This is a genomic window from Lysinibacillus sp. NPDC094403 (assembly GCF_050278745.1).
Classification (GTDB): Bacteria; Bacillota; Bacilli; order Bacillales_A; family Planococcaceae; genus Lysinibacillus.
Genome location: NZ_JBNNTL010000004.1, coordinates 238,493 through 262,354 on the forward strand (window position 1 = coordinate 238,493; position 23,862 = coordinate 262,354).

Genomic DNA, 23,862 nt, shown 5'->3' on the forward strand with positions numbered 1-23,862 from the left:
TTTCTGGACAGGGAGAATATTACATATTGTTATTCCTTTGTTGAGCAAAAGAAACTCCTGTACACTTAGCAAGAAGCATTTGTTCGATCAAATCAGATAAATAGGCACCAGCTTCAACTGAAGTTAGTCCATCTTTATGGATATTTGAAATTACCGTCCGATCGGCTTCAACTGTTTTTTCAGTAGGCCGATAAATCATGTATGCACTCAAGCTTTCATCTGTATTCAGACCTGGCCTTTCACCAATCAAAGAAATGACAAGGTCACAATTAACAATAGCTGCTACTTCGTCTTGCACCCATACACGCGCTCGCTTAATAAAGAACGGCTTTGCGACACTTATATTCTTTAATTTTAACCCTTGTATTAAAGCAGGTAGTAAATCAACTACATTTGCTTCTACCGCAGAGGAGCTCAATCCATCACAAACAATAATTTGAACATCTTTGCCTTTTTCCCCGTTCTTTTCAAGATATTTAATAGCTTCATCCGATAACTTTCGACCAGCATCTAAATCCATTAAGTAAGACTTCATATCATTAGCTCTTGTTTCCAACTTGTGTAAACCCATATTTTGAAGAAAATCATCACTTACATCTCTTAATACAGCATCTTGTGCAGCTGCATGATCAATTAAAAATTGTAAATAGCTTGTCGTTAACATACGCGTTCCAGTTCGACCAATACCAATACGGGCAGGTGTAATACTTTGTGCTCGCTCAATAGATGCAGCGTTATGTGGCTCGTCTACCCCTTTTAATCGTTCTTCTGGAAAATTTATAATTTCTTCTTTATTTTGAACGGTATCGTTTTTTGGAGAATCCATGTTTTTCTTCACTTCTTCTACTACCCTTTGAATAATTTCTTGAATATCCATTTTGCGCCCCCCTCCTCAATCAAAAATTGATAAATCTCCTGCACGTTTTGTCAACCTTCCATTTTCCATTAGACCCATTTTCTCCATCCATTTTTCAAATTCCCGAAGTGGTCGTAAGCCTAGGATCTCACGCAAACTAGCATCATCGTGATAGCTTGTATCTTGATAATTTAGCATGACATCATCTCCACCTGGTACTCCCATGTAAAAATTCGCTCCTGCAACTGCCGTTATTATACCGGCAACTTCCTGATCATTTTGATCGGCATCCATATGATTTGTATACGTTGGAGCAATCCCCATTGGCAAGCCATGCAATTTCCCCATAAATCCATCTTCAAGATCCGCTCTAATTAATTGGCGTCCATCATAGAGTGTCTCCGGTCCAATAAAGCCAGAAACGGTATTAACCATGAAAGGCTTCCAGTGACGTGCATAACCGTAGCTTCTTGATTCAAGCGTTTGCATATCTACCCCAAAGTCAGCATTTAAAGATACTTCCGAACCCTGTCCTGTTTCAAAATACATAAAGTTTGGGCCTGTAGATGTACCATATCGAGCCATCATCTCATAGCCTTCATCAAGAATTTTTTTGGATATACCAAATGCTTCATTACCTTTTTGTGTACCTGCTAAACTTTGAAACATAAGTGCGATAGGTGCACCCTGCTTTAAAGCTTCCATCTGTGTTGTTATATGAGCCAAAACACAATTTTGTGTTGGAATTTTCCATTTCTCAATAAATTCATGTGAAAGTGTCAAAAGTTTTTTGACGGATTCAATGGTATCCACATTCGGATTGATACCAATAACTGCATCACCTGCTCCGTAGGACAACCCTTCCTTTATTGAATACAAAATGCCTTCTGGAACATCATTTGGATGGTTGGGCTGACATCGAAATGCTAAGCGACCAGGCTCTCCAATTGTAGTATTGCAATGTGCTTGATATTTCATTTTCTGCGAAGCAAGGACAAGATCAATGCTTGACATCAGCTTGGCAACAGCTGAAATCATTTCACTTGTTAGTCCCCTTGAAAGTTTCAATAATTGATCCGTACCTGTACTAGATGACAAAATATAATTTCTTAGTTCACCGACTGTCCAACTTTTTATATCTTTGTAAATCGTGTCGCTAATATCATCATAAATCAAGCGTGTTACTTCATCGATCTCATACGGAATAACCGGATTTTCATAAATTTCTTTCAGCTGCATCTCGCTAAGAACAACTTTTGCCGCCATGCGCTCAAGTGATGATTCTGCTGCTACACGCGCCATCACATCCCCAGACTTCGCTTCACTCGCTTTTGCAAGTACCTCCCTTACCGACGAAAACGTATAATGAGTTCCTTTTACCACACAAGACAATTTCATCATTTAACACCCCTTTTTATATGTTGCAATCAAACGAAAAAAAAGCGCTTTCACTTATCCCTGAAGAAATTTTCTTCGGAGATAAGTGAAAGGCGCCTTTGCCTAGTAATTATTTTAATTCATTCTACACTACTTTCAAATATTTTGTAAATAGTTCGAAAACAATAACAACTCTATTAACGAAACAAAGTATCAATTAAAATTGTTACTTAAGATTTTTTAGGATCCCTCAGTAATATCTAGTATTATTTAAACTTCGTTAGCTACTATCGGAAAAGTTATTGAAACTTTTGTCCCTATGTCCGACAGAGGAAATGAAAAAACCCCTTGTAATCTCTCTTCAACTAACATATCTACAAGCTGTAATCCTAAAGATGACATATCGCCTAAAGAAAAAGAATCACCAATTCCACATCCATCATCCGTTACTGTAATAGTAACCATTTGTTTTCGTCTCCTCACATTTATATCTATTTGCCCGTAATTTTGTGAAGGAAAAGCATGCTTAATGCTATTTTGAACTAATTCATTGACAATGAGTGCAATAGCTGTTGCTTTATCTGAAGGACAGAATACCGATTCCCCTTCAACAGACATAGTAATCTGTTGGCCTGGAATAATAGACGAGGAAACTAGCAAGGTAGAAATTTGCTGTATTAAAAGTTTAATATCTGCTTCATCAATTCCACGCTTGGCCAAATAATCATGAACCAAAGCCATACTTGAAATACGGGATATACTATCGTGAAATACCTCAGCTACTTCTTCCGAGTGAGTATGTTGCATTTGTAATCGCAACAAACTGGAAATAACCTGTAAATTATTTTTAACACGATGATGTATTTCCTGAACGACAATAGCTTGAAATACACGTTGCTTGTCTTTACTATTAGTCGCTTTCATAAAGTGCTCTATATTTTTTTCATTCTGAACTACCTGTGAGATATCTCTTTCCTTAATTAGTACCGCAATGGTCTCCCCATGCGAATCTTTTATAGGAATAATATCTTGTTGCATTATTCCGCGCTCTTCTGTAATGCCTCTTGATCCAAAAATTGGTTTACCAGTTTTTAAACTAAATAAAACACCCGGCTCCATTTCTTCATATGCTATCTGCCCTAACATACTTTTTTTATACAAAGATGCTATAGTAGTAGGCTTTGCTTCAGCTACAACTAAAGATGCGTTATCTTCTTTCAAAAGACAATCAATAAAAATATCTGCTTGAGAAATGTCAGCTATTATTTGAAGGTTTTTAGCCACACCTAATATAATTTTACACTTTTCATTTGATAAGCTTGTCAATCGTTCTAAATCTAAAACTCCTATCATGGTATGCTCCTCCTTTCTCTAGTTTTCCAAACACTATAGCAAAAATAAAAAATGTGTACAACATGACACGGAAATATTTGTCGAATTTTCAAAACGAAGGTGAATAATTAACTCTTTTAAGTTGTATAAATGTTTAAGTTTACAAAATAAAATGTAAAACGCGGGTTACCTCATAAGATATAAAACAAAAACCCGCTATCCTAAGATAACAGGTTATATTGAACAGTCTCTTTTATCTCTGAACTGCACTGCACTGAACTTTCTCACTTAATATGTCAATTCGTTATCGTTATACTTTGAATAAATTTGTTTTTTCTTGGAGATCTTCCGCCATACTAGATAGTGCCGAAGTAGATGCTGTAATTTCTTGCATGGAGGCTAACTGCTCTTCAGTTGCCGCTGAAATATTTTGTGTTCCTTCTGCAGAGCTTTGGGCAATTTTATTGATTTGTTCCATGGATTCGGTCACTTGATTAACTTCTGTAACCATCTGTTCTACTGAAGAAGAGACTCCTTGAATTTGCATAGATACTTCATTGATAGCATGTTGAATATTATCAAAGGATTCACCTGCGATGTTCACATTGTTAATACCTGTCTCCACTTCACTCGTTGTGAACTGCATAGAATCTACCGCTCGTTTCGTTTCCATTTGAATTCCTGTAATTAACTCAGAGATTCTCTGTGCCGACACAGATGATTCTTCGGCCAATTTTCGCACTTCTTCCGAAACAACCGCAAAGCCTTTTCCGTGTTCTCCTGCTCTAGCCGCTTCAATCGCCGCATTTAATGCCAGTAGATTAGTCTGTGCTGCGATATCTGTGATAACCTCAACGATTTGCCCAATCTCTGCCGAACGCTCTCCTAACCCACTAATTACATTACTAAGACTACCAATAGAGGTTTGAATTGAGTTCATTTGTTGAACTGCGGTATTAACAATTTCATTTCCATCAACTGACAGTCGTTCTGCTTGTCTAGCAGCCTCTAAAACGTTAGTAGAATTTTTAGCTATTGTTTGAACATCTTGTACCATATGATTAACAACATCTGATGTTTCTATAAGTGTTCTAACTTGATCGTCGGAGCCGTTTGCTACCTCTACTGTAACAGATGCAATATGCTCACTCGCCTCACTCGTTTGTTCTGCACTTGCCGAAAGCTCAACCGAAAATGCAGCCATCTGTTCGGACGATTGTTTCACTTGACCAATTAGGTCTCGTAATTGAGCAATCATATGGCTAAATGAAGATATTAAGACCCCTAGTTCATCCTTTGAATTATAATCAACACTAAAATTTAATTCCCCAGCGTCTGCTCGTTGAACAGCAATTTTTAATTTTTCAATTGGAGAAATTAGATATTTTCGTACACCCATAAAGCCGACAGCAACAAATAGAATTCCTGATACAATTGAAATGATTAGAGAGGTCGTGATACCCTTTTTTGCCTCAGCTTTACTTTCCATATTCAATGTACTTGCATATTGTTTATTCAATTTTGTCAGTTCCAAGCCTTTTGACATAAATTCGTCAAATACAGGCTTAGCACTTGAATTAAAGAGATTTATTGCTTCCTCATTCTTATTGGCAAGACTTAGTTGAAAGACTTTCTCCATACTTTCTTTAAAGTTTGGAAATTGCTGAACCAATTCATTTATTATTTTGTCCTCATCTGATTTTAAATTAGCTTCTTTAAGTATTTGAAGATTCTTTTCATTCTCTTCAAAAGCATTCATTACTTCATCATTAATTTGTTTAATAGTTGATTCATCTGTAAAAAGGAAAGAATGATACATATTTGAAATAATGACCCGATTATTAAGCCTATAATCAGTCAAAACTATACTTGGTTCTAGACGGTTTTTAAAAATATTATCTGTATTATTTTCTAAAGACTTCATTGTAATATATCCATTCACTTGAATAATACCAATCGTTAAAATGGCTATAAACATTAATAGGACTAACTTTTTAAATATGGATAGATTTCGTAGCATGATTAATACACTCCTTTTTTAGTTCAATTATTTGGTTGCACATTTTAATGAAAGACAATTAATCGTACATGATCGAAGGTGCAAGTATACATGTTTTTTACATCATGACAACATGGAGATTAACCTACTTGTCCCCTTTCAGATAATCCCAAAACTTTTATCATACTATTCACAATATTCTACGACATCTTCCGGTCTTTTTGAACTAAATATCGACAAAATCATACAATCGAATTAACGAACCTATTTTACTAGGATTATTTTTAAAATAGTAGTACTTTAGAAACACTCCGCGTTATTTGTTTTCTAAAAATTCAAAAAAAAAAAAAAAAAAAAAATGCACTTTTGGGATATCCAAAGTCAACATATTAATCTTTATAGACAATTAACAAGCAAATAAACTCCGAAAAAAAAAGCCCCATTGGTGAAAACTAAACCCCTCACTGATTAAAGTTCCACTTATTAAGCATTAACAAATCTCGTTCAACATAACTAGAATAAAAAAAAGCTTGTCCTATACATACACCTTTACTGTCTCAGTTCACCTCCAGCTAACTTCTTCTCTTTCGTTGATTTTTCCTTGACTTAAATACGAAGTATATGCATAACCCTAAATCGTAATGATTTCCATTTATAAAAGGGTATAGTGTATTAGCAATTAGTTCACTATTAGTAGGGTGTCAGACATCAGATTCATCCGAGGCAGAGTCAATTGACAATGAAAAAACAACATCATCAATAAATTCCAAAGACTCCTCTGAAGCGCGACAGCAAACATCAGAAAATAATTACAATCACGATCATGAACACAATCATAGTCATGCCCATGACGACGAGACAAAACAAATTAATAAAGGTTATTTTGAAGACAGTCAAGTGAAAGATCGTCAACTCTCAGACTGGGAAGGAGACTGGCAATCTATATACCGATATTTACAAGACGGTACATTAAGACGAGGTATTTACTTATAAAGCAGAACATAAAGGTGACAAGACTACAGAAGAATACGAGGAGTATTATCATGAAGGATTTAAAACAGATGTTGATCGTATTATAATTCAGACAGATAAAGTTACATTCTTTAAAAATGAAAAAAAATATTCTGGTAAGTATATTTAAGTTCCATTTCTTCAAATGCATTTCAGTCTATTAAATCAAATATTAATTTTTTAAGACAGTATTTACCTCATAAGATGTAAATAAAAAACCCGCTATCCTTAGATAACAGGTTTTTTAGTCTATACCATATAACAATACGTCATCATTATACTTTGAACATATTTGTTTTTTCTTGTAGATCTTCCGCCATACTAGATAGTGCCGAAGTAGATGCGGTAATTTCTTGCATAGAGGCTAACTGTTCTTCTGTTGCCGCTGAAATATTTTGTGTTCCTTCTGCAGAGCTTTGGGCAATTTTATTGATTTGTTCCATCGATTCAGTCATTTGGTTAACTCCTGTAACCATCTGTTCTACTGAAGAAGAGACTCCTTGAATTTGCATAGATACTTCATTGATAGCATGTTGAATTTTTTTAAAGGATTCACCTGCGATGTTCACATTGTTAATACCTGTTTCCACTTCATTTGTAGTGAAATGCATAGAGTCTAATGCTCTATTCGTTTCCGTTTGAATTCCTGTAATTAACTCAGAGATTCTCTGTGCCGACCCTGATGATTCTTCGGCCAATTTTCGCACTTCTTCTGAAACGACCGCAAAGCCTTTTCCATGTTCACCTGCTCTTGCCGCTTCAATTGCTGCATTTAATGCCAGTAAATTGGTTTGTGCTGCAATGCCAGTAATGACTTCAACGATTTGACCAATCTCTGTCGAACGCTCACCTAAACCACTAATTACATTACTTAGACTACTAATAGAAGTTTGAATTGCGTTCATTTGTTGAACAGCGGTTGTAATAATGTCATTTCCATCCACTGTAATTTGTTCAGCTTGAATAGCAGCCTCTGAAACATTAGTAGAATTTTTAGCTATTGTTTGAACATCTTGCACCATATGATTAACAACATCTGATGTATCGATAATCGCTCTAACTTGATCGTCCGTGCCGCTTGCCACCTCTAACGTAACAGACGCAATATGTTCACTAGCTTCACTTGTTTGTTCCGCACTTGCCGAAAGCTCAACCGAAAATGCCGCCATCTGTTCGGATGATTGCTTCACCTGACCAATTAAATCTCGTAATTGTGTAATCATATGACTAAATGAAGACGTTAAGACGCCTAGTTCATCCTTTGAATCGTAGTCTATACTAAAATTTAATTCTCCAGCTTCAGCTCGTTGAACAGCAAATTTTAATTTTTCAACTGGGGAAATTATATATTTTCGTACACCTATAAAACCGACTGCAACAAATAAAATTCCTAATACAATTGAAATGATTAGAGTGATTGTAATACTTCTACTTGCCTCGGCTTTACTTTCCATATTCAAAGTACTTGCATATTTTTTATTCAATTCAGTCAGCTCTAAACCTGTTGTCGCAATTTTATCAAACACAGGCTTGGCACTTGAATTATAGAGATTGAATGCCTCCTCATTCTTATTGACGAGACTTAGTCGGAAAACTTGCTCCATGCTTTCTTTAAAAATTGGATATTGCTGAATTAGTTCATTTATTATTTTATCCTCATCCGGTTTTAAATTGGTTGCTTTAAGTAATTGAAGATTCTTTTCATTATCTGTAAAAGCTTTCTTAACTTCATCTTTAATCTCTGTAAGTGTTGATTCATCTGTATAAACGAAAGAACGATACATATTTGAAATAATAATTCGATTATTAATTCTATAATCAGACAAAACAATACTTGGTTCTAAACGGTCTTTAAAAATATTCTCTGTATTATTCTCCAAAGATTTCATTGTGTTATATCCAATCAATTGGATAATACCAATTGTTAAAATGGCTATAAACATTAATAGGACTAATTTTTTAAATATAGATAGATTGCGCAGCATGGTTAATACTCTCCTTCTTGATTTCAATTAATTGGTGCACATTTTAATGAAAGGTGCGAACGTACATGTTTGTTTACTTCATGACAACATGGAGGCTAACCTGCTTGTCTCGTTTTAATCCTATGTTTTCATTATATTTCTCGTCTCTTCGTTTTACTGCTTACATACTTAAAACTAAAATAAATCCTTTTACTAAATATGCTTTTTAGCCCCTTCCTAATAACTTTGAAATCTATTCTCCATACTATTCACAATATATTTCGACAGATTTCGTTATTTTTGAACAAAAAAACCGACAAAATAATACAATTGAGTAAATAAACCTAATTTACTATGGAATTTTTCAATAAGTAGTTCTCAAGATACACTTTCTTTACTTTTATAAATAAATAAAGGGGAATGTCCTAAAAGTCATTTGTAGACTTTTGGGACATTCCCTCGAAAGCGTTTATTATGTTTTTACTCTCTTCGAAATTCTAGCGAATACTATTCTTTGTTAACATTTCTCCCTAGAGAGCCATTCATGCTTCTTTAAAACCCACACTTGCCTATACTAACATTTTACTATAAAGAACTTCTTTATCTGTAAGAGCTTGAATGAATCAAATACTTTGAGCTGTATTATATGGCAAAAATTAAAAGACCTGGTTTGGTACAATTCCAAAATTCAGGTCTTTTTATACAGCTATAACTTTTTAGAACAAATCAAATGATGATAAGTTATTAAAAGCTAAAAGCAATTCTTTAAGCTAGACAGGATTTTTAAGAATGCTTGTCTTGTTTGTGATTGCATACTTATTGACTTATCTGAACTCTATTTTGCATTTTTGTCGGGTTGATGAATTCCGAATATATTGCCCTCGGTATCAATATAGTAACCTTGCCACGCCATTCCCGGTAGTGCATATTTTGGCATTGCAACCTTGCCGCCATTCTCAATAATTTTAGCTTCCGTTACATCATAATTTTCCACACCCATTGTACAAGCAAATCCATTTAATGCTTGGTTTGTTTCTGGAGGAGCACTTTGACGTTGCATTAAAGCACCATTGATTCCAAGCTCTTCATCACTGCCAGTCGTCGCACCAAAGTAAGGCATTCCTGCATATTCACTCCAATCTTGAAATGACCATCCGAATACCTCTCCATAAAAATTCTTTGCACGTTCCATGTCACTTACATGAATTTCAAAATGAACTAATCTTCCCATGATATCCTCCTCGTCTTAAAGCGAAATCTTACTTGAATTAATATGTGTTTAACTACAATTACTATAAAATATTATTATGTGGAAGGGAATTTATTTGTATGCTTTATTGACTAAATAATCCCACCTCAACATAAGAACATTTGTTTCCATTCTATCACAACGTCGTAGGTTTTGACAATCTTCGGTATCACGAATTTTTTCAGACACTCTACCGGTTATTTTCTGCATGAACAAATCTCTTCGATTTTAATTGGTTATTTTATAGCGTTTAAATGATCTTTTAAATACTGAATAAATGGATGTTTTTCTATATCTGATTTGCGTGTACATATAAATAAACTTTGCTGAATATCTGCATGTTCTACATACACCCGAGCTAGTTTCCCATTTGTTATACTTTCAGTTACACTGTAGGAGGGTGCTAAAGTCATACCGTACCCCGCTTCCACTACTTTAATTGATTCATGTAAGCCCTGCATTTGAAGTCCGAATTTAGGTAATGGACCATTAAACGTGTAAAAAACTGCCTCCAATAAATCAAGTGTCGAGCTACCTCGTTCCCGATAAATAAAGTCCTCTTTCGATAATTCTTCAATGGAGACAGTTTGATTGGCCAAAGCATGTGAAGGGTGAACAACAAACCAAAACGGAATATCTAGTATTTTTTCAAACTGTAAATCAGGGTGACCAATTTTATTTTGCACGACAAAACCGAGATCTACTTCATAATTAAGAACTTGCTCTTCCACAGATTTTACATTCCCTAACGACACAAAAAATTCTATGTGAGGATTAGCAAGCTTATACGCTGCAATAATAGGCGGGAGTATATAGTTTGTTGGTATATAGGAAGAAGCAATATGTATTTTTTCTTCCTTCGCTAAAAATTTACCGAGCTTTTCATCAATTTGTGCTTCTAAATAAAATAAACGCATTCCCTGCTCATACAAAAACTTTCCCTCAGGAGTTAATTGAATACCACGTCCTTTACCTTCAATCAATTTTGTCCCTATTTCGCTCTCTAATTTCCGAATTTGAATAGTGACAGCTGGTTGACTAAGAAGCATTTTATTCGCCGCTGCGGTAATTCCTCCAAGTTTTGCTACATTCGTAAAAATCCTTAACGCATGCAAATTCATTTCATTCACACCTTTCTATCCATAAATAATATTTATGGATAAGTAATTTATATATATTTGTTTTATGTATTATTTAGCAGTAATTTAGGTGTAGAGGTGATTTGATGGAAATATTACTACATGAATGGTTATCAGTAAACGGATTTATTTTATTTACAATTGGCTTACTCGCAGCAGTCATTGGTGTTCTATTCGGCGCTGCCGGCTTTATTTTATTACCTGCGATGTTACTTATTGGAATTCCGATTCATTCAACCGTAGCTGTTAATAAATTTGCGACAGGAATTTCAGCTTTATCAAATGTCGTATCGTTTTTAATTAAAGGACATTTATCGTTAAAAAAATTCACATCTTTAATGATGATTGCTAGTTTAGGAGGTGTTTTTGGCGCATTTTTAGCCACTCTATTATCGGAACAAGTCATGAATGTTGTAGCTTGTGTAAGCTTAATTGTCGCATTTTTTATTGTACTTTGCAGTAATAAATTTATTGTAAAGGACAAAAAAGAAACACAGGAACAACCAATTAATAAACTCATTCCGTTTGCAATTTCAATATATGACGGTGGTTTTGGACCAGGCTCAGCTCTTATGAATATAACCTATTACCTGAGAAAGCAATATATCTATATAAAAGCAGTTGAGTTAACGAGAATTATTTCTTTTTCAAGTTGTACAGGTGCCTTTCTCTTTTACTACTTTACTGGCATTGTTAATTGGGGAATCGCCATTCCTGTTTCCATTGGCTCTATCGTTGGCTCGTTCTTAGGTTTAAAGATAATTCCTTTTATCAATACAAAATGGATTCAAGTTTTATTACCAATTATTTTTTTCTTACTGATTATTCAGGTCTTATCAGATTTATTGATATAAATCACTGTACCTGTTCCTGGACTAATTGTTGGATTTGTTGTTAAACTTCGCAATCCCATCCTCATTTAGTTTAATAAACAGATCAATGTTGAAAGGGAAAAATTAACTACATACGTATTAATAGAAATAAAAAAAGATTGAGTTCGGCACATACCAAACTCAATCCTTGGGGTCACTTCATTGAAAAATTACTTTCAAAATTTTAACCCTATTTTATACCACTCGCTCCAAATCCAGAAGTTCCACGAACAGTTTGAGATAATTCATTTACTTCTAGTAGTTGAATTGAAGGGACAAGCTGAATAACCATTTGGGCGATACGCATTGATTTTTCTACTTTAAATGTTTCTTTACCATGATTGATTAAAATAACACCGATTTCCCCTCTGTAGCCTTCATCTATTGTGCCTGGACTATTGAGAACTGTTACACTATGTTTTAATGCTAGTCCACTTCTCGGACGAATTTGAGCTTCCGTTCCTTTAGGTAATTCAATTTGTAATCCTGTTTTAATTAGTTTCGTTACTCCCGCTGGTATCTCTACTTCTTCAATTGAGTAGAGATCCATTCCAGCATCACCTGGATTGGCTTGCATAGGTAGTAATGCATCAGTGTGAATTCTTTTGATTTTTACTTCTAAGTTCATTATTTTCATCCTCAACGATTAAAATTAAATGTGTCATCTGTAATCGGTGCTACTTTTGCTTTCGCATAGGTAGAACCCTTTTGTGAAAAGAAATCATATGTGGAGCCTTCATTACGAATTCCATTCATAACAATAGGATTAACTTCTTCTTCTGGGAACATTGGATCGAAACCGACATTCATTAATGCTTTATTAGCGTTATACCGTACATAGGCTTTTACTTCAGGAGATAATCCTGTTTCCGCATAGATATCATCAGTATAATTCATTTCATTCTGATATAAATCCAGCAACAATTCATAACCCCATAATTGTAACTCTTCTTGTTTTTCTTTTGAAAATTGCTTAAATAGATTTTGAGCAAAAAATCCAACTGCTACACCATGGATTGATTCGTCGCGTAAAATAAGTGAAATAATTTCTGCACTGTTTCGTAGGAAACCTTGTCCTCCTAAGTACAGTGGGTAGAAAAAGCCTGAATAGAAAAGGAAAGATTCGAGCATAACGGACGAGAACATCGCTTTCCATAAACTCTCTGAATCGCCTTCTTCAATACCGTTATAAATATCCGCAATTTTATTTGCCTTATATTGTAGAAATTCATTTTTCTTTACCCATTCAAATAGCTCATCTATTTCTTCGTTTGTACAAAGGGTAGTGAATATATAAGAATAGGATTTGGCATGTATCGCTTCAAATGCATCAAAAACGGTTAGTACAGCCTTCTCTTGTAAATCATTTGTATAAGCAGCAACACGATTCATCCCTATATTTGTCTGAACGGTATCAAGTAAAGTTAATCCTGCAAATACTTTTTTATACGTATCTTGATGTTCAAAACTTTTCCACTGTTTGATATCTTTACTTACTGCAATTTCTTCAGGAAACCAAATTTGCTTCCATTGTTGATCCCAAAATATTTGTGCAAGTTCACTCGTTGCCTTATTCCAATTGACTGCCTCATAAATTATATTTGACATGCTACACACTCCTCTAAGCTTTGTAATCGTTGACGAACATAGTAAACGGACTTAATTCCCTTTACCCATGCATAAATGTATACCTTAGCCAATTGCTCTGTTGTCCAATTGTCAGTCACATAAAGCGTCATCGAAATACCTTGGTCAACGTGTTTTTGAGAAGCTGCGTATAAATCAATTAAGTCATAAGGATCAATATCGTATGCCTCTGCGTATAAATGACTGTTCTCATTTGTTAAATGAGGCATTGGATAAATTGTTCTACTATCTGCATAATCACGAACCTCTACACGCTCTGTACATGGAGATATAGAAGCAGTACAACTACGAATATAAGAAATACTACCAGTTGGTGCAATAGCCAAACGATATGAATGGAATAAACCATATTGCATAACATCTTGCTTTAAAACTTCCCACATCTTTTTCGTAATGATTGGAATATTTCCAAGTGCTTTTAACACAACAGGCGATAGTTCCTCTTCACTTTTATTTACATATTGATCAAAATAGCTACCTGAAGCGTAATCACTATCCTCAAATCGGTAGAAAGTTTCAGCTTTTGCTTTAGCCATCTCCATTGATGATTTGAGTGAATAAAAGTTCATCGCTTCCATAAAGCGATCCATAAAATCAATAGATTCCTTTGAGCCGTACATGATACCCTCAGTAACAAGATGACCATGAAGATTCATGCAACCAAGCCCTACTGAATGCATTAATTTATTTGCTTTTGCAACAGATGGTACATTCTTAATGTACGTCATTTGCGATACATTTGTTAATAAGTGCATGGCTGTATCGATTAATGTTTCGAAATCATTTACTTTACTTGCTGCATGGATATCAATTGACCCTAAGTTACACGATACATCTAACCCATATTCATTCGGTTCATCTTGGTTAGTAATGATACTTGTTTCTTGAACTTGCAAGATTTCTGTACATAAATTTGACATTTTTACACGACCGATATTTTTGAGCGGATGCACTTTATTGACATTATCATCAAAAATTTCAAACGGATAGCCCGATTCAAATTGCGCTTTTTTTACCTCTGTATAGAGTTTACGTGCATTCAAACGTTTAATTTTACGGATATTCGGATTATCTAGAAGTTCATAGTACATATCTGATATTGAAATTTCAGACATGCGTCTGCCATATTCTTTAAAAATATCGTATGGACTAAACAATACAATATCTTTATCACGTTTCATAAGATCGAAGAAAATACTTGGTATAATAATTCCTGTTGACAGTGTTGCGAGGCGAATTTTATCATCAGCATTTGGTTTTTTTGATGAAATGAAATTTTCTATGTCTGCATGGAAAATATTTAGGTAGACAACGCCCGAGCCATTTCGTTGTCCTAGTTGATTTGAATAACTGAAAGAGTTTTCCAACAGCTTCGCTACTGGGATTACACCACTTGCACGATTTAGTATCTCTTTAATTGGATCACCTAAAGGGCGTAAATCCGTTAAGTTTACCCCAACTCCACCACCAAGACGTGATAGCTCCAAACAATAACCAATATTTTCGGCAATACTATTCATGGAGTCATCCATTGATAATTTAAAGCAGCTTACTAATTCGCCACGGGCTTTCTTCCCACTATTTAATGCTGTTGGCGTTGCAGGCTGATATGCTTCCATCATCGCTTCAATAGAACGCTCTGCTAAAACGGTATCCCCTTGTGCTAAATATAAAGCAATAATGACAATACGATCCTCATATTTTTCTAAAATTTCTTCCCCGTCACGACTTTTCATTGCATAACTATCGTAAAACTTGCTCGCACTCATAAAAGATGGAAAACGGAAATTATAATCATATGCTTTCTTGTACAGTTTTTTAATAAATTCCATCTCGTACATATCGATAAATGCTTTCTCATAGTAGCCCTCTTCGACTAAATAGCGGATTTTTTCCTCGATATCAATAAAGTAACGCAAACGCACGTTGACATATTCTAAAAAATAGCGGCGCGTTGCTTCACGATCCTTTTCTAACTCTAGTAGACCAGTTGTACTATAACGATTCAGTACGTCATTATTAAGCTTTAAATATGTTTTCATCCCATTACCCTCGTTTCATAAAACGTTTGTATTGCTTCATAATCTGCTTGATTGCCTCTTAAATCTAGTTTCCGCACTAAGGGCACATGATAAGTTGCAGCAATTTTCTCACCGGCAGCTCCAAAAACATTATGCCCGAAATTACTATTGCCACTGGCAACTACACCCTTACAAAATTTCCTGTTGTTTTCTAAAAAACATGACACTTTTGAAGGGACATCACCTAAACCATCTGTGTAGGTGATTAAAAGGTAGGGCTCATTCAACACTAACCCATCAGAGAGTTCAATAGATTCCGCTGTTAATTTAGAAACAACATTCCGGACATTGCCTGTACGACTAGCATAAACAATCATATTGCAATCATCTCTATATGAGAAACAATCTCCTTAACATCTCCTATAAATGTTTCATTACTTTCTAAAACAGGCACACTTAAAAAACCTGCGTCAATAATTGTTTGCTTAGCTTGTTCATCGTGATCAATGTTTACAATTTCTGCTTCAAGTCCTACACGTTGTAGTTCAGATTTTACCCAAAGGCATTTTGGACAGATTGTTTTCGTATAAAGTTTCATATATATCCCTCTTTTCATAAAATAAAAAAGCTATCCCTTCGAGAGAGATAGCCTAAATGGAAACGTTAAAATACCAAAAAAACACATACGTTCCCATCTCTTAATCCCCGAAGAAATGATCAATTTGTTTTATATAGGCAGGTCTCCTGGCTTTGCTTCATTCTCTGATTTCCTTCCCATGCGAATGCACAGTGGCTTATATCATCGTCAGCTTCACAGTTGCGGGGACAGCGTCGGTATTGCACCGAACTTCTCTATTAAACTACATATAGTAGTACCTTTATAAAACGAACACAATATATTGTTGTTCAATAGAACTAAGTGTACCATCCTTCAAATAAAAAGTAAATCTAGATTAGAAACTTCTTTAATATGAGATTTTTCAATATTTTCTTTCACACTCTCAAAATACGATCTTAACAAATAATTAGCTGCACTAGACGACTTATTTAAAAAATTTCTAAAAAATATGAAGTTAAATTTATTGCTTATTTTACATTTACCTAAATGCAGTATCTTGTTTATCAATCAGGATTATCTCATTCCATCTAATTAAGAACTCTAATTTAATGTAACACTTATGTAAAAATTAATTTCTGAGGTGAATCAAATGTATTGTAACAGTCTAATAAAACCTTAAAGTTCCATCTATTAAGTCGTAATCAACAATTAGATCAATCGTAGATACAAAGTTATTATTTGAACTCCTTACATTAAAACAGTCCATATTCCAAAGAATAATAGACTGTTTTACCACTTCAATTTTTAAATGAATTTTACCGTACATATTACCTACAAATAGAATAATTCCTTAAAAAATTCAGGAGCTGAATTTACTTTAAATTGAGGATTATATTTTGAAAATAGTTAATATAATTTAGCGCAGTTAAAAGATTATTTTCTCTATGATAGTCCCTAAAACTATCATAGACTTCTTTTACTTTACCATTTATTGAATTACAAAAGAAACTATTAACTTCTGGATCCTCTAATTATTCAATTTTCTATTTATAACATATTAGAAAAAACATTTCTAATCCAGGCATTTTCTCTACTTTAATAAGCAATGTCATTCTATAGTCAAATGCCAAGTTGTTTCATTTTGCATTCCATTTAAATGTTCACTTCTTTTATATTTTTTTCATCTATAATCACTTTATAAAGTCTGATCTTCATTATTACTTATTGACCCTACCAGCTCACGTTTTATATTCAAATAGGCATAAGTAATATTCTTATTATGATCCGTATTATCTCGAATTAACTTTTTTACATAATTTTGCAATGAAATAAAATTTTCATTATATAGGCTGTTCATAATTTGCTGTCTTAACTGATTCTCATAATACGAGATTGAATGTGACGTCATCTAGTTCACTCCTATTTAGTTCATAAAAAAACATCTTTCCATTATGATTTCATGTTTTCGCAAAGCAAACTATTGCCGCTATACTGGTTGGTGTAATGTGTAACGGTACTAACTTCGTCCATTAGTGGTGTTTTTAACAGTTTGATTTATGCCCTCATAGAGCTTTTGTCGGTCATTCTAATTATTTCTATTATCGTTGCAATGAGTATGGTCATGATGACTTCTAGTATGCTTTAAAGTTTGATTAAAAATACATCGCTAAACCCATTTTATACGAAAAATAAAAGAATCCATTTTGAAAAAAGATTAATCAAAATGGATTCTTCTCTAGCAGATATTTATTTTTAGGTCTTCATAAAAGGTTTGATTATTTTAGCAACGTTCGTCAACTAAAGCATCATATAGTTTAATGAGCAGATTTACTAATTATACCTTCAGTTCTTCATATTTAACTACAGAGATATAGTTTTTGTTGCAATTGTTTGTTGAAATGCCTGATCATGCTCAACAAAAACCATTGTTGGATTAAATCTTTGAATAAGCTCTTCAATCTGCATGCGCGAATAAATATCAATAAAATTTAACGGTTCGTCCCAAATATATAAATGAGCTTTTTCACATAAACTTTTGGCTATAAGCAATTTTTTCTTTTGTCCGCCGGAATAATGAGCTATATCTTTCTCAAATTGAATTCGATCAAAATCCATCTTACGTAGGATGGATTTAAATAACGTTTCATCGATCTCATGCTCTGCAATAAAGTCCGATAACAGTCCCTTTAAATGAGAAGTATCTTGTTGGACATAGGAAATAATGAGGCCTGAACCTACATTCATTGTGCCTGTATGCTGGATCGGATTTCCTAGAATTAGTTTTAGGATACTACTTTTTCCGCTCCCATTCTTTCCATCAAGTACAATTCGGTCACCTTGTTCAACTTTAAAGCTAATGGGCTTATTCACTATTTGGTCATCATACTTAACAGACACATCCGCCAAAACAATTAATTCATTTGACTGATATTCCAATGGTTTTAATTTTAATGACTCCGTCTTTTCCACATTTTTTAGCAGTTTTGACTTTTCCTCAATAGCTTTTTGTTGCCTTGATTGAATGTTCTTTGCTCTCTTCATCATCTTTGCCGCTTTATGTCCTACAAAACCTTTATCCAACTTAGAACCCGAATTCGTTGTCCCATTTTTGGAAGCTTCCACTTGATTAGACCAACCTGCTGAACGCTTTGAAGACTGTGTTAATCTCCCAATGTCTTTTTGTAGACGCTGATTTGTTGCCTCTTCATGTTCCTGCTGTCTATCAAAATTTAACTTCCAAGAAGAATAGTTACCACTTTGAACTTCAATATTTGCCCTATTTATAGATAAAATATGGTCAACACATCCATCTAAAAAGGTTCTATCATGTGAAATTAATATAAACCCTTTCTTCTTCCTTAGATAATCAGAGACCATCTTTCGTGCATCAGTGTCCAGATGATTGGTCGGCTCATCAATTAATAGAAATTGACCCTCTGTCAAAAAAAGTGCAGCAAGCAACACCTTTGTTTGTTCTCCATTTGATAATGTTTTAAATGGTCGGTACATTACCTCGGCATCGACATTTAGATAGGATATTTCACGAAGATATTCCCAATCTTCTGCTTGAGGACAAATTTCTTCAAAGATTTCATAAGTATACTTATTTTTATCCGAAACGGGATAAGGAAAATAATTAAATTCTACAGAAGAAATGATTTTCCCGCTATACTCATAATTCCCTAATAATAAATTAAAAAAAGTTGTTTTACCTCGTCCATTTCTACCAATAAACCCAAGTTTCCAATCCGTATCTATTTGAAAGTTTACACCTTCAAAAATATTGTCAAAGCTACCTGGATAAGAAAACGTTAAATCTTGAACTTTTATCATTGACATGATAATTCCTCCTTTGTATATCAACACTTTTTACTTTTTATACAAAGTCGGCACATCCATCTATTCTAAATTTCTCCGTATAAGTTTGATGGATATTAGCGACTTATACGGAGTATTACATGCGTAACAATAGTGTCTGATTCGCTCATTTCTCTCTCCTTTATTGATTTGATTGAAAATTTTTATGAGAGAATAAAAAATCCTCCCAATTTGTAATTGGAAGGTTTAGTCTTTCACTTATATTACATAAGTTCTTATTTGCCATTGGAGTCATGACAAATAAAATGTAAACTGATTTATAAAAATGGACAGACTAACCCTATATTTTGTAGTTTGAAGTTATTCATTTCAAATAAAAACATAGATTAGTTAATCATTTCCATCCATCAGTCCTCTCATAATTGTATTTAAATATTAACAAATTTTTTTATGGAATACAATTCAATATCATCCTCACCTCAAATTAGTAAGAGATGGCTTCTGTTCCTTTCTCCCCTAGCGTTCAATAAAATATTTTCGCAAATTCTCATGAAACATCTTCTGTAGTTGCTGTTCGCTAATACCTAAAACATAAGCTTCACATATTATTTGTTCAACCTTTATAGAAATTTGTTGAAGGTCACCCTCCTTTGCTTCAGCAGACTTCTTAACAATTGCTTTTGAGTTAGGTTTTATAACGATTATTCCCTTCTTCTCAAGCTCCTTGTAGCTTTTATGAACGGTATGAAGATTAAGATTTGTTTCAGCCGCTAAATCACGAATGGAAGGCAATGGGTCACCATTTTGCAAACTCCCTCTCGCTATTTCAAAAAGTAGTTGCTGGGTTAGCTGCTGATAAAAAGGAATTTTACTTCTTGGATCTATTATTACATTCAATTGTTTACGTATCCTTTCATATTCTTTCCTTCAAAAAACATTTTGTAAATTAATGTAATTACACATAGAGTTACAATAATCAAAATAATTACAGCAGTCATCGACGGAGAAATATTGAAAGAGAGCAAGCTAAAATGAAGAAGCCCCATGACAATCAATATCGGTAATCCATATAGCAGGCTTATTAATACTGTAGGATTTGATTTTATTGCCTCTGATGGATTAGACCATTCAAGTAATGGATGCCTTCTATCATAAAGAGGTGACAATAAATTATAAGTAATTACTAATAGTAATGTAATCAATAAATGCAGTCCCATAATAATATCGCCTCTACCAAATAGCATGTAAATGATATAGCTTATTACAACCGAAATTGTGCCGATACATGATGAAATCATAACTTTTGCTAGATAAATCTTTTGTGAATCAAATGGCAATGTCACGCTAGATGCATAGTATTTCCCCTCTCTTGAATAGGGAGTTCCGCTAATATTGTTTATACAGCTCATCAGCAAAACCATATAGACAAATAGAAAAGATTCATTGTTTACAATCCATTCGGCCTTTAAAATACTCATCTGTACGAGAATTAAAAAAATGATTGTACTAATTGGCGTTAAAATTATCCCTATAACAGCTTGCATTTTAAAGTACGGTTCAGACTGAATAATCCAATATTCACGCTGCAAATAATTGACCCAGCTACTTTGAATATCTCTCCCCCAAACTTTAGTTGTTTTTTCTATTCTGCTGACAAGCAAGCCATGTTCATAATACTTAGACGCAATCATTTTTATCGTAGCTTTAAACAATAAATAACATAGTGCGAATAATAGGATGAAATAAATGAAACTTTTTGTAGTAGTCAATGGAAACAGTGTCTCCACCACTGACTGCTGCATAGCAAAACGATAACCTATTTCGAGAAAATCTGAAATTGAAGATCTTAAGGATGATATTGTTGATACATCTAATTTTGCTAAAACAATGCCGATTGCATGATAATTTTTTATTAGAAAGTACAATATTGGGCTTATTCCAATACCTACTATAAGAATCATCCTAACAAGCAAATACATAGAGGTATTAATAAATACACTGCGAAAATGATTCAAAATGGATAATATAAATAGAAGGAACAATACAATTAATACGTTCATGACTAGTAAAAATGCAAGTGATTTTATAGCAACACCTAGCTTAAACTCTATCAGTAATATGAAAAAGGTAGGTATTGATAGAATACTAACTGCCATTATCGGTAAAGCTACAGCACTTATTATTTTCGACATCACAACCCGCTTCGCTGAAATGGGCAAATGGGCAAATATAGAAAAATCACTTTGACTAAACACTACCGAAATTGCAAAATATGAAATCAGTAAATACGTCACACCATTTGAAAGAAGAACATTATAAAACAAATACTCCTCTGGGGTCGCTATAAAGTAGATAATGAGCGTAAGCGTAAAATACTGAATCGCTACATAAATAAATGCAATAATTAGGAGTACTTGAATTACTGGCTGCTTTGGCTTTGCATAAAATGATGTTAAAAAGAATTTGATTAATTGTATATTATCCTTCATTGGCTTGTTTCTCCATAAAAATAGTTTCTAAGCTCCCATCGACTAGTAATTTCTCAACACGCTCATGTAAGACAATCTTTCCATCTTTTAAAAACGAAATGGATTGACAAATTTTTTCGGCAACGTCTAATAAATGAGTAGAAAAGAATACGGTCCCACCATTTTCAACATACTCCTTCATACAATTTTTAAAAGCAACTACAGCAAGTGGATCCAGACCATTTAATGGTTCATCCATGATTAGAATGGGCGGACTAATTGTAAAGGCAGTAATTAACGCCATCTTATGAAGCATTCCATAAGAATAAGTTCCGATTGGTTTATAAATACTTTTTTCCATATCAAAGACGTTAATGAAGCTTTGTAGTTTTTCATCATCAGTTTTTTCATATAGCTTCAAAACAAACTGTATCCAATCATATGCAGCTATATTTGGAAATACATGAATGGTATCAGGAATAAAATAAAATTGTTTTTTATAGTCGAGTGACTGCGATTTTGGCACATTATTAATCATTATTTTTCCTGAATCTTGCTCAATTAATCCAGTAATACAATTTAATGTCGTTGTTTTACCTGCACCATTCCCACCAACGAACCCCAATATCTCTCCCTTTTCTATTTTTAACTCTACTCCCTTTAATACCTCATGCTGTCCATACGATTTCTGTAAATTTTGTATCGATAACATTTTTTCCACCTAATTTCTGATCAATTATTCCTCGGCATAATTGCGTCCTGAATCAGCTTTGTGCTTAGGCCTGCGTGATGCAGGTCAGTTAGCCGTTATCGCATGGATGCGATGATTTTAGGCTAACATCCTTTATTAACTCCTTTCTGATTCCGTGACATCCGCCGGAGGCTTTAGGCCAACAGATGTTTTTTGCGCGAAAGTGTAGTGCTAACGCAGCGGCAGCAGCACGATGTTTTTTGCGCGAAAGCGTAGTGCTAACGCAGCGGCAGCAGCACGATGTTTTTTGCGCGAAAGCGTAGTGCTAACGCAGCGGCAGCAGCACGATGTTGGTCACTCAGTCGTGTGTTGTTGTTGTTGTTGTTGTCGCTTCACTTTCGCACAGATAAATTGCCACAGGACGTGGCGTTCTTAGACTGAGTTCCTCTATTTCAGCAAATGTTTTTTGTACCGAAAGCGTAGCGACAGGTACAGGTGTTGGACACCCACTGAAAAGTGACTTAAATTCGCATTCATCTCACCAACAATAGAGGTAGGAGACTTCTGCTGAAAGAATTTAAAATTTCTTTTTCGCAATGAAACTTTGCATAGTAATGACCATCAATAAAACTAACAGCAGTGTTACTACAATATTGATGCCATACCAAGATTCCACATCACCTGTCGTTAGAATATTTGTTGCATACATACTATTACTAGCAGGATTCACAACGTCTATGAATGGATGTAGTCCCGCGATAAAACGACATATTAATAGGACGACGATACTTATTAGTGCTATAAATGCAGGGCTATTAAAAAATGTACTCATTAGCGCAACAAACGTTATGATGAATAACAGCCAAACACAATAGAACGCTAAAGCCCACATAGCTTGTGTCACAGGAACAGTTGTAAATAAATACGCTGAATAGCCGTAAGATACCGCATAACCAAGAGCTATACATATAACAGCCAAAATATAATGGATGATGATTTTACTATTCAAATAAGATGATATCGATACTGGCCTGGTTAGAATAAACGCCATCATGCCATTTGCTTTTTCCCCTTGAATAATACTCATAGTGGCAACGACCAAAATAATAATGCCTAACTGATCAAACTGTGAATTTAATGTTGAGGCAAGTACCTCCTGTCCCTCAGGCTTTGCCATCGTAGGATCAATCATTATCCCTTCAACACCACCAACTGATTGTAAAATAACAGGTAAATAATACATCATAATCGGCTGGGTTAGCCCTAGTAAAATAAAGACGATTGGGAGCCAAAGTATTTTAAATTCCCTTGCCATTTGATGTATTTCTTTTTTACTTAGTGCGATAAACGAATTCATAT

Annotated in this window: 19 protein-coding genes, 1 pseudogene and 1 riboswitch; of the genes and pseudogenes, 2 read left to right on the forward strand and 18 right to left on the reverse strand. The window is 34.2% G+C overall.

Going from position 1 to position 23,862, the window contains the following annotated elements; all coding sequences use genetic code 11:
* Positions 1-19 precede the first annotated feature (19 nt).
* The 4 genes from eutC to ACQKMV_RS09710 form a co-directional block, all read right to left on the reverse strand.
* A complete protein-coding gene (gene eutC / locus ACQKMV_RS09695) occupies positions 20-877 on the reverse strand; it encodes an ethanolamine ammonia-lyase subunit EutC (RefSeq protein WP_427503644.1) in 858 nt (285 codons plus the stop codon).
* 15 nt (positions 878-892) lie between these two features.
* Complete coding sequence (locus ACQKMV_RS09700) at positions 893-2,254, reverse strand: ethanolamine ammonia-lyase subunit EutB (protein WP_427503699.1); 1,362 nt, start codon at positions 2,252-2,254, stop codon at positions 893-895.
* A 249-nt stretch (positions 2,255-2,503) separates the two neighbouring features.
* Complete coding sequence (locus ACQKMV_RS09705) at positions 2,504-3,586, reverse strand: sensor histidine kinase (protein ID WP_427503645.1); 1,083 nt, start codon at positions 3,584-3,586, stop codon at positions 2,504-2,506.
* 289 nt (positions 3,587-3,875) lie between these two features.
* On the reverse strand, positions 3,876-5,585 hold the full coding sequence (locus ACQKMV_RS09710; RefSeq protein WP_427503646.1) for a methyl-accepting chemotaxis protein: 1,710 nt from the start codon (positions 5,583-5,585) through the stop codon (positions 3,876-3,878).
* Between the two features lie 633 nt (positions 5,586-6,218).
* Here ACQKMV_RS09710 and ACQKMV_RS09715 point away from each other — a divergent pair.
* Positions 6,219-6,699 (forward strand): annotated as a pseudogene (locus ACQKMV_RS09715) (ZinT/AdcA family metal-binding protein); the annotation flags it as partial.
* A 151-nt stretch (positions 6,700-6,850) separates the two neighbouring features.
* Here ACQKMV_RS09715 and ACQKMV_RS09720 read toward each other — a convergent pair.
* The 3 genes from ACQKMV_RS09720 to ACQKMV_RS09730 all read right to left on the reverse strand — a co-directional run bounded on the left by ACQKMV_RS09720 (position 6,851) and on the right by ACQKMV_RS09730 (position 10,909).
* On the reverse strand, positions 6,851-8,560 hold the full coding sequence (locus tag ACQKMV_RS09720) for a methyl-accepting chemotaxis protein (RefSeq protein WP_427503648.1): 1,710 nt from the start codon (positions 8,558-8,560) through the stop codon (positions 6,851-6,853).
* Between the two features lie 814 nt (positions 8,561-9,374).
* The gene (locus ACQKMV_RS09725; RefSeq protein WP_427503650.1) at positions 9,375-9,770 is read right to left on the reverse strand and encodes a VOC family protein; all 396 of its coding nucleotides are present in this window, start codon (positions 9,768-9,770) and stop codon (positions 9,375-9,377) included.
* A gap of 254 nt (positions 9,771-10,024) precedes the next feature.
* Positions 10,025-10,909 (reverse strand): LysR family transcriptional regulator, encoded by an 885-nt coding sequence (locus tag ACQKMV_RS09730; RefSeq protein ID WP_427503651.1) that lies wholly within the window; start codon positions 10,907-10,909, stop codon positions 10,025-10,027.
* 104 nt (positions 10,910-11,013) lie between these two features.
* Between ACQKMV_RS09730 and ACQKMV_RS09735 the strand changes: the two genes are divergently transcribed.
* On the forward strand, positions 11,014-11,781 hold the full coding sequence (locus ACQKMV_RS09735) for a sulfite exporter TauE/SafE family protein (RefSeq protein WP_427503653.1): 768 nt from the start codon (positions 11,014-11,016) through the stop codon (positions 11,779-11,781).
* 208 nt (positions 11,782-11,989) lie between these two features.
* Here ACQKMV_RS09735 and dut read toward each other — a convergent pair whose 3' ends face one another.
* The 11 genes from dut to ACQKMV_RS09790 all read right to left on the reverse strand — a co-directional run bounded on the left by dut (position 11,990) and on the right by ACQKMV_RS09790 (position 23,860).
* Positions 11,990-12,427 carry a dUTP diphosphatase gene (gene dut / locus ACQKMV_RS09740; protein WP_427425378.1) on the reverse strand — a complete coding sequence of 146 codons (438 nt, stop codon included), beginning with the start codon at positions 12,425-12,427 and terminating at the stop codon, positions 11,990-11,992.
* An 11-nt stretch (positions 12,428-12,438) separates the two neighbouring features.
* The gene (gene nrdF, locus ACQKMV_RS09745) at positions 12,439-13,407 is read right to left on the reverse strand and encodes a class 1b ribonucleoside-diphosphate reductase subunit beta (protein WP_427425377.1); all 969 of its coding nucleotides are present in this window, start codon (positions 13,405-13,407) and stop codon (positions 12,439-12,441) included.
* Positions 13,395-15,488, reverse strand: coding sequence for a class 1b ribonucleoside-diphosphate reductase subunit alpha (gene nrdE / locus ACQKMV_RS09750; protein WP_427503655.1), 2,094 nt, complete (start codon positions 15,486-15,488; stop codon positions 13,395-13,397). Before nrdE ends, nrdF begins: the two co-directional genes overlap by 13 nt.
* Positions 15,485-15,844, reverse strand: coding sequence for a class Ib ribonucleoside-diphosphate reductase assembly flavoprotein NrdI (gene nrdI, locus ACQKMV_RS09755; RefSeq protein WP_427425375.1), 360 nt, complete (start codon positions 15,842-15,844; stop codon positions 15,485-15,487). The genes nrdE and nrdI overlap by 4 nt, the downstream gene beginning before the upstream one ends.
* The gene (locus tag ACQKMV_RS09760; protein ID WP_427503656.1) at positions 15,841-16,065 is read right to left on the reverse strand and encodes a glutaredoxin family protein; all 225 of its coding nucleotides are present in this window, start codon (positions 16,063-16,065) and stop codon (positions 15,841-15,843) included. The genes nrdI and ACQKMV_RS09760 overlap by 4 nt, the downstream gene beginning before the upstream one ends.
* Before the next feature lie 119 nt (positions 16,066-16,184).
* A riboswitch (cobalamin riboswitch) is annotated at positions 16,185-16,362 on the reverse strand.
* 859 nt (positions 16,363-17,221) lie between these two features.
* A complete protein-coding gene (locus tag ACQKMV_RS09765) occupies positions 17,222-17,434 on the reverse strand; it encodes a hypothetical protein (RefSeq protein ID WP_427503657.1) in 213 nt (70 codons plus the stop codon).
* Positions 17,435-17,886: 452 nt separating this feature from the next.
* The gene (locus ACQKMV_RS09770; RefSeq protein ID WP_427503658.1) at positions 17,887-19,365 is read right to left on the reverse strand and encodes an Lsa family ABC-F type ribosomal protection protein; all 1,479 of its coding nucleotides are present in this window, start codon (positions 19,363-19,365) and stop codon (positions 17,887-17,889) included.
* A 495-nt stretch (positions 19,366-19,860) separates the two neighbouring features.
* Complete coding sequence (locus ACQKMV_RS09775) at positions 19,861-20,241, reverse strand: GntR family transcriptional regulator (RefSeq protein WP_427503659.1); 381 nt, start codon at positions 20,239-20,241, stop codon at positions 19,861-19,863.
* The gene (locus ACQKMV_RS09780; RefSeq protein WP_427503661.1) at positions 20,238-21,833 is read right to left on the reverse strand and encodes a hypothetical protein; all 1,596 of its coding nucleotides are present in this window, start codon (positions 21,831-21,833) and stop codon (positions 20,238-20,240) included. Before ACQKMV_RS09780 ends, ACQKMV_RS09775 begins: the two co-directional genes overlap by 4 nt.
* A complete protein-coding gene (locus tag ACQKMV_RS09785; RefSeq protein ID WP_427503662.1) occupies positions 21,823-22,524 on the reverse strand; it encodes an ABC transporter ATP-binding protein in 702 nt (233 codons plus the stop codon). The genes ACQKMV_RS09780 and ACQKMV_RS09785 overlap by 11 nt, the downstream gene beginning before the upstream one ends.
* 556 nt (positions 22,525-23,080) lie before the next feature.
* A complete protein-coding gene (locus ACQKMV_RS09790; RefSeq protein WP_427503663.1) occupies positions 23,081-23,860 on the reverse strand; it encodes an ABC transporter permease in 780 nt (259 codons plus the stop codon).
* Positions 23,861-23,862: the final 2 nt, after the last annotated feature.

What these genes read in the sequence shown, in the direction of transcription:
- eutC (WP_427503644.1), bottom strand. Translation starts at nt 877, where the DNA reads ATGGATATTCAAGAAATTATTCAAAGGGTAGTAGAAGAAGTGAAGAAA.
- ACQKMV_RS09700 (WP_427503699.1), bottom strand. Translation starts at nt 2,254, where the DNA reads ATGAAATTGTCTTGTGTGGTAAAAGGAACTCATTATACGTTTTCGTCG.
- ACQKMV_RS09705 (WP_427503645.1), bottom strand. Translation starts at nt 3,586, where the DNA reads ATGATAGGAGTTTTAGATTTAGAACGATTGACAAGCTTATCAAATGAA.
- ACQKMV_RS09710 (WP_427503646.1), bottom strand. Translation starts at nt 5,585, where the DNA reads ATGCTACGAAATCTATCCATATTTAAAAAGTTAGTCCTATTAATGTTT.
- ACQKMV_RS09720 (WP_427503648.1), bottom strand. Translation starts at nt 8,560, where the DNA reads ATGCTGCGCAATCTATCTATATTTAAAAAATTAGTCCTATTAATGTTT.
- ACQKMV_RS09725 (WP_427503650.1), bottom strand. Translation starts at nt 9,770, where the DNA reads ATGGGAAGATTAGTTCATTTTGAAATTCATGTAAGTGACATGGAACGT.
- ACQKMV_RS09730 (WP_427503651.1), bottom strand. Translation starts at nt 10,909, where the DNA reads ATGAATTTGCATGCGTTAAGGATTTTTACGAATGTAGCAAAACTTGGA.
- ACQKMV_RS09735 (WP_427503653.1), top strand. Translation starts at nt 11,014, where the DNA reads ATGGAAATATTACTACATGAATGGTTATCAGTAAACGGATTTATTTTA.
- dut (WP_427425378.1), bottom strand. Translation starts at nt 12,427, where the DNA reads ATGAACTTAGAAGTAAAAATCAAAAGAATTCACACTGATGCATTACTA.
- nrdF (WP_427425377.1), bottom strand. Translation starts at nt 13,407, where the DNA reads ATGTCAAATATAATTTATGAGGCAGTCAATTGGAATAAGGCAACGAGT.
- nrdE (WP_427503655.1), bottom strand. Translation starts at nt 15,488, where the DNA reads ATGAAAACATATTTAAAGCTTAATAATGACGTACTGAATCGTTATAGT.
- nrdI (WP_427425375.1), bottom strand. Translation starts at nt 15,844, where the DNA reads ATGATTGTTTATGCTAGTCGTACAGGCAATGTCCGGAATGTTGTTTCT.
- ACQKMV_RS09760 (WP_427503656.1), bottom strand. Translation starts at nt 16,065, where the DNA reads ATGAAACTTTATACGAAAACAATCTGTCCAAAATGCCTTTGGGTAAAA.
- ACQKMV_RS09765 (WP_427503657.1), bottom strand. Translation starts at nt 17,434, where the DNA reads ATGACGTCACATTCAATCTCGTATTATGAGAATCAGTTAAGACAGCAA.
- ACQKMV_RS09770 (WP_427503658.1), bottom strand. Translation starts at nt 19,365, where the DNA reads ATGTCAATGATAAAAGTTCAAGATTTAACGTTTTCTTATCCAGGTAGC.
- ACQKMV_RS09780 (WP_427503661.1), bottom strand. Translation starts at nt 21,833, where the DNA reads ATGAAGGATAATATACAATTAATCAAATTCTTTTTAACATCATTTTAT.
- ACQKMV_RS09785 (WP_427503662.1), bottom strand. Translation starts at nt 22,524, where the DNA reads ATGTTATCGATACAAAATTTACAGAAATCGTATGGACAGCATGAGGTA.
- ACQKMV_RS09790 (WP_427503663.1), bottom strand. Translation starts at nt 23,860, where the DNA reads ATGAATTCGTTTATCGCACTAAGTAAAAAAGAAATACATCAAATGGCA.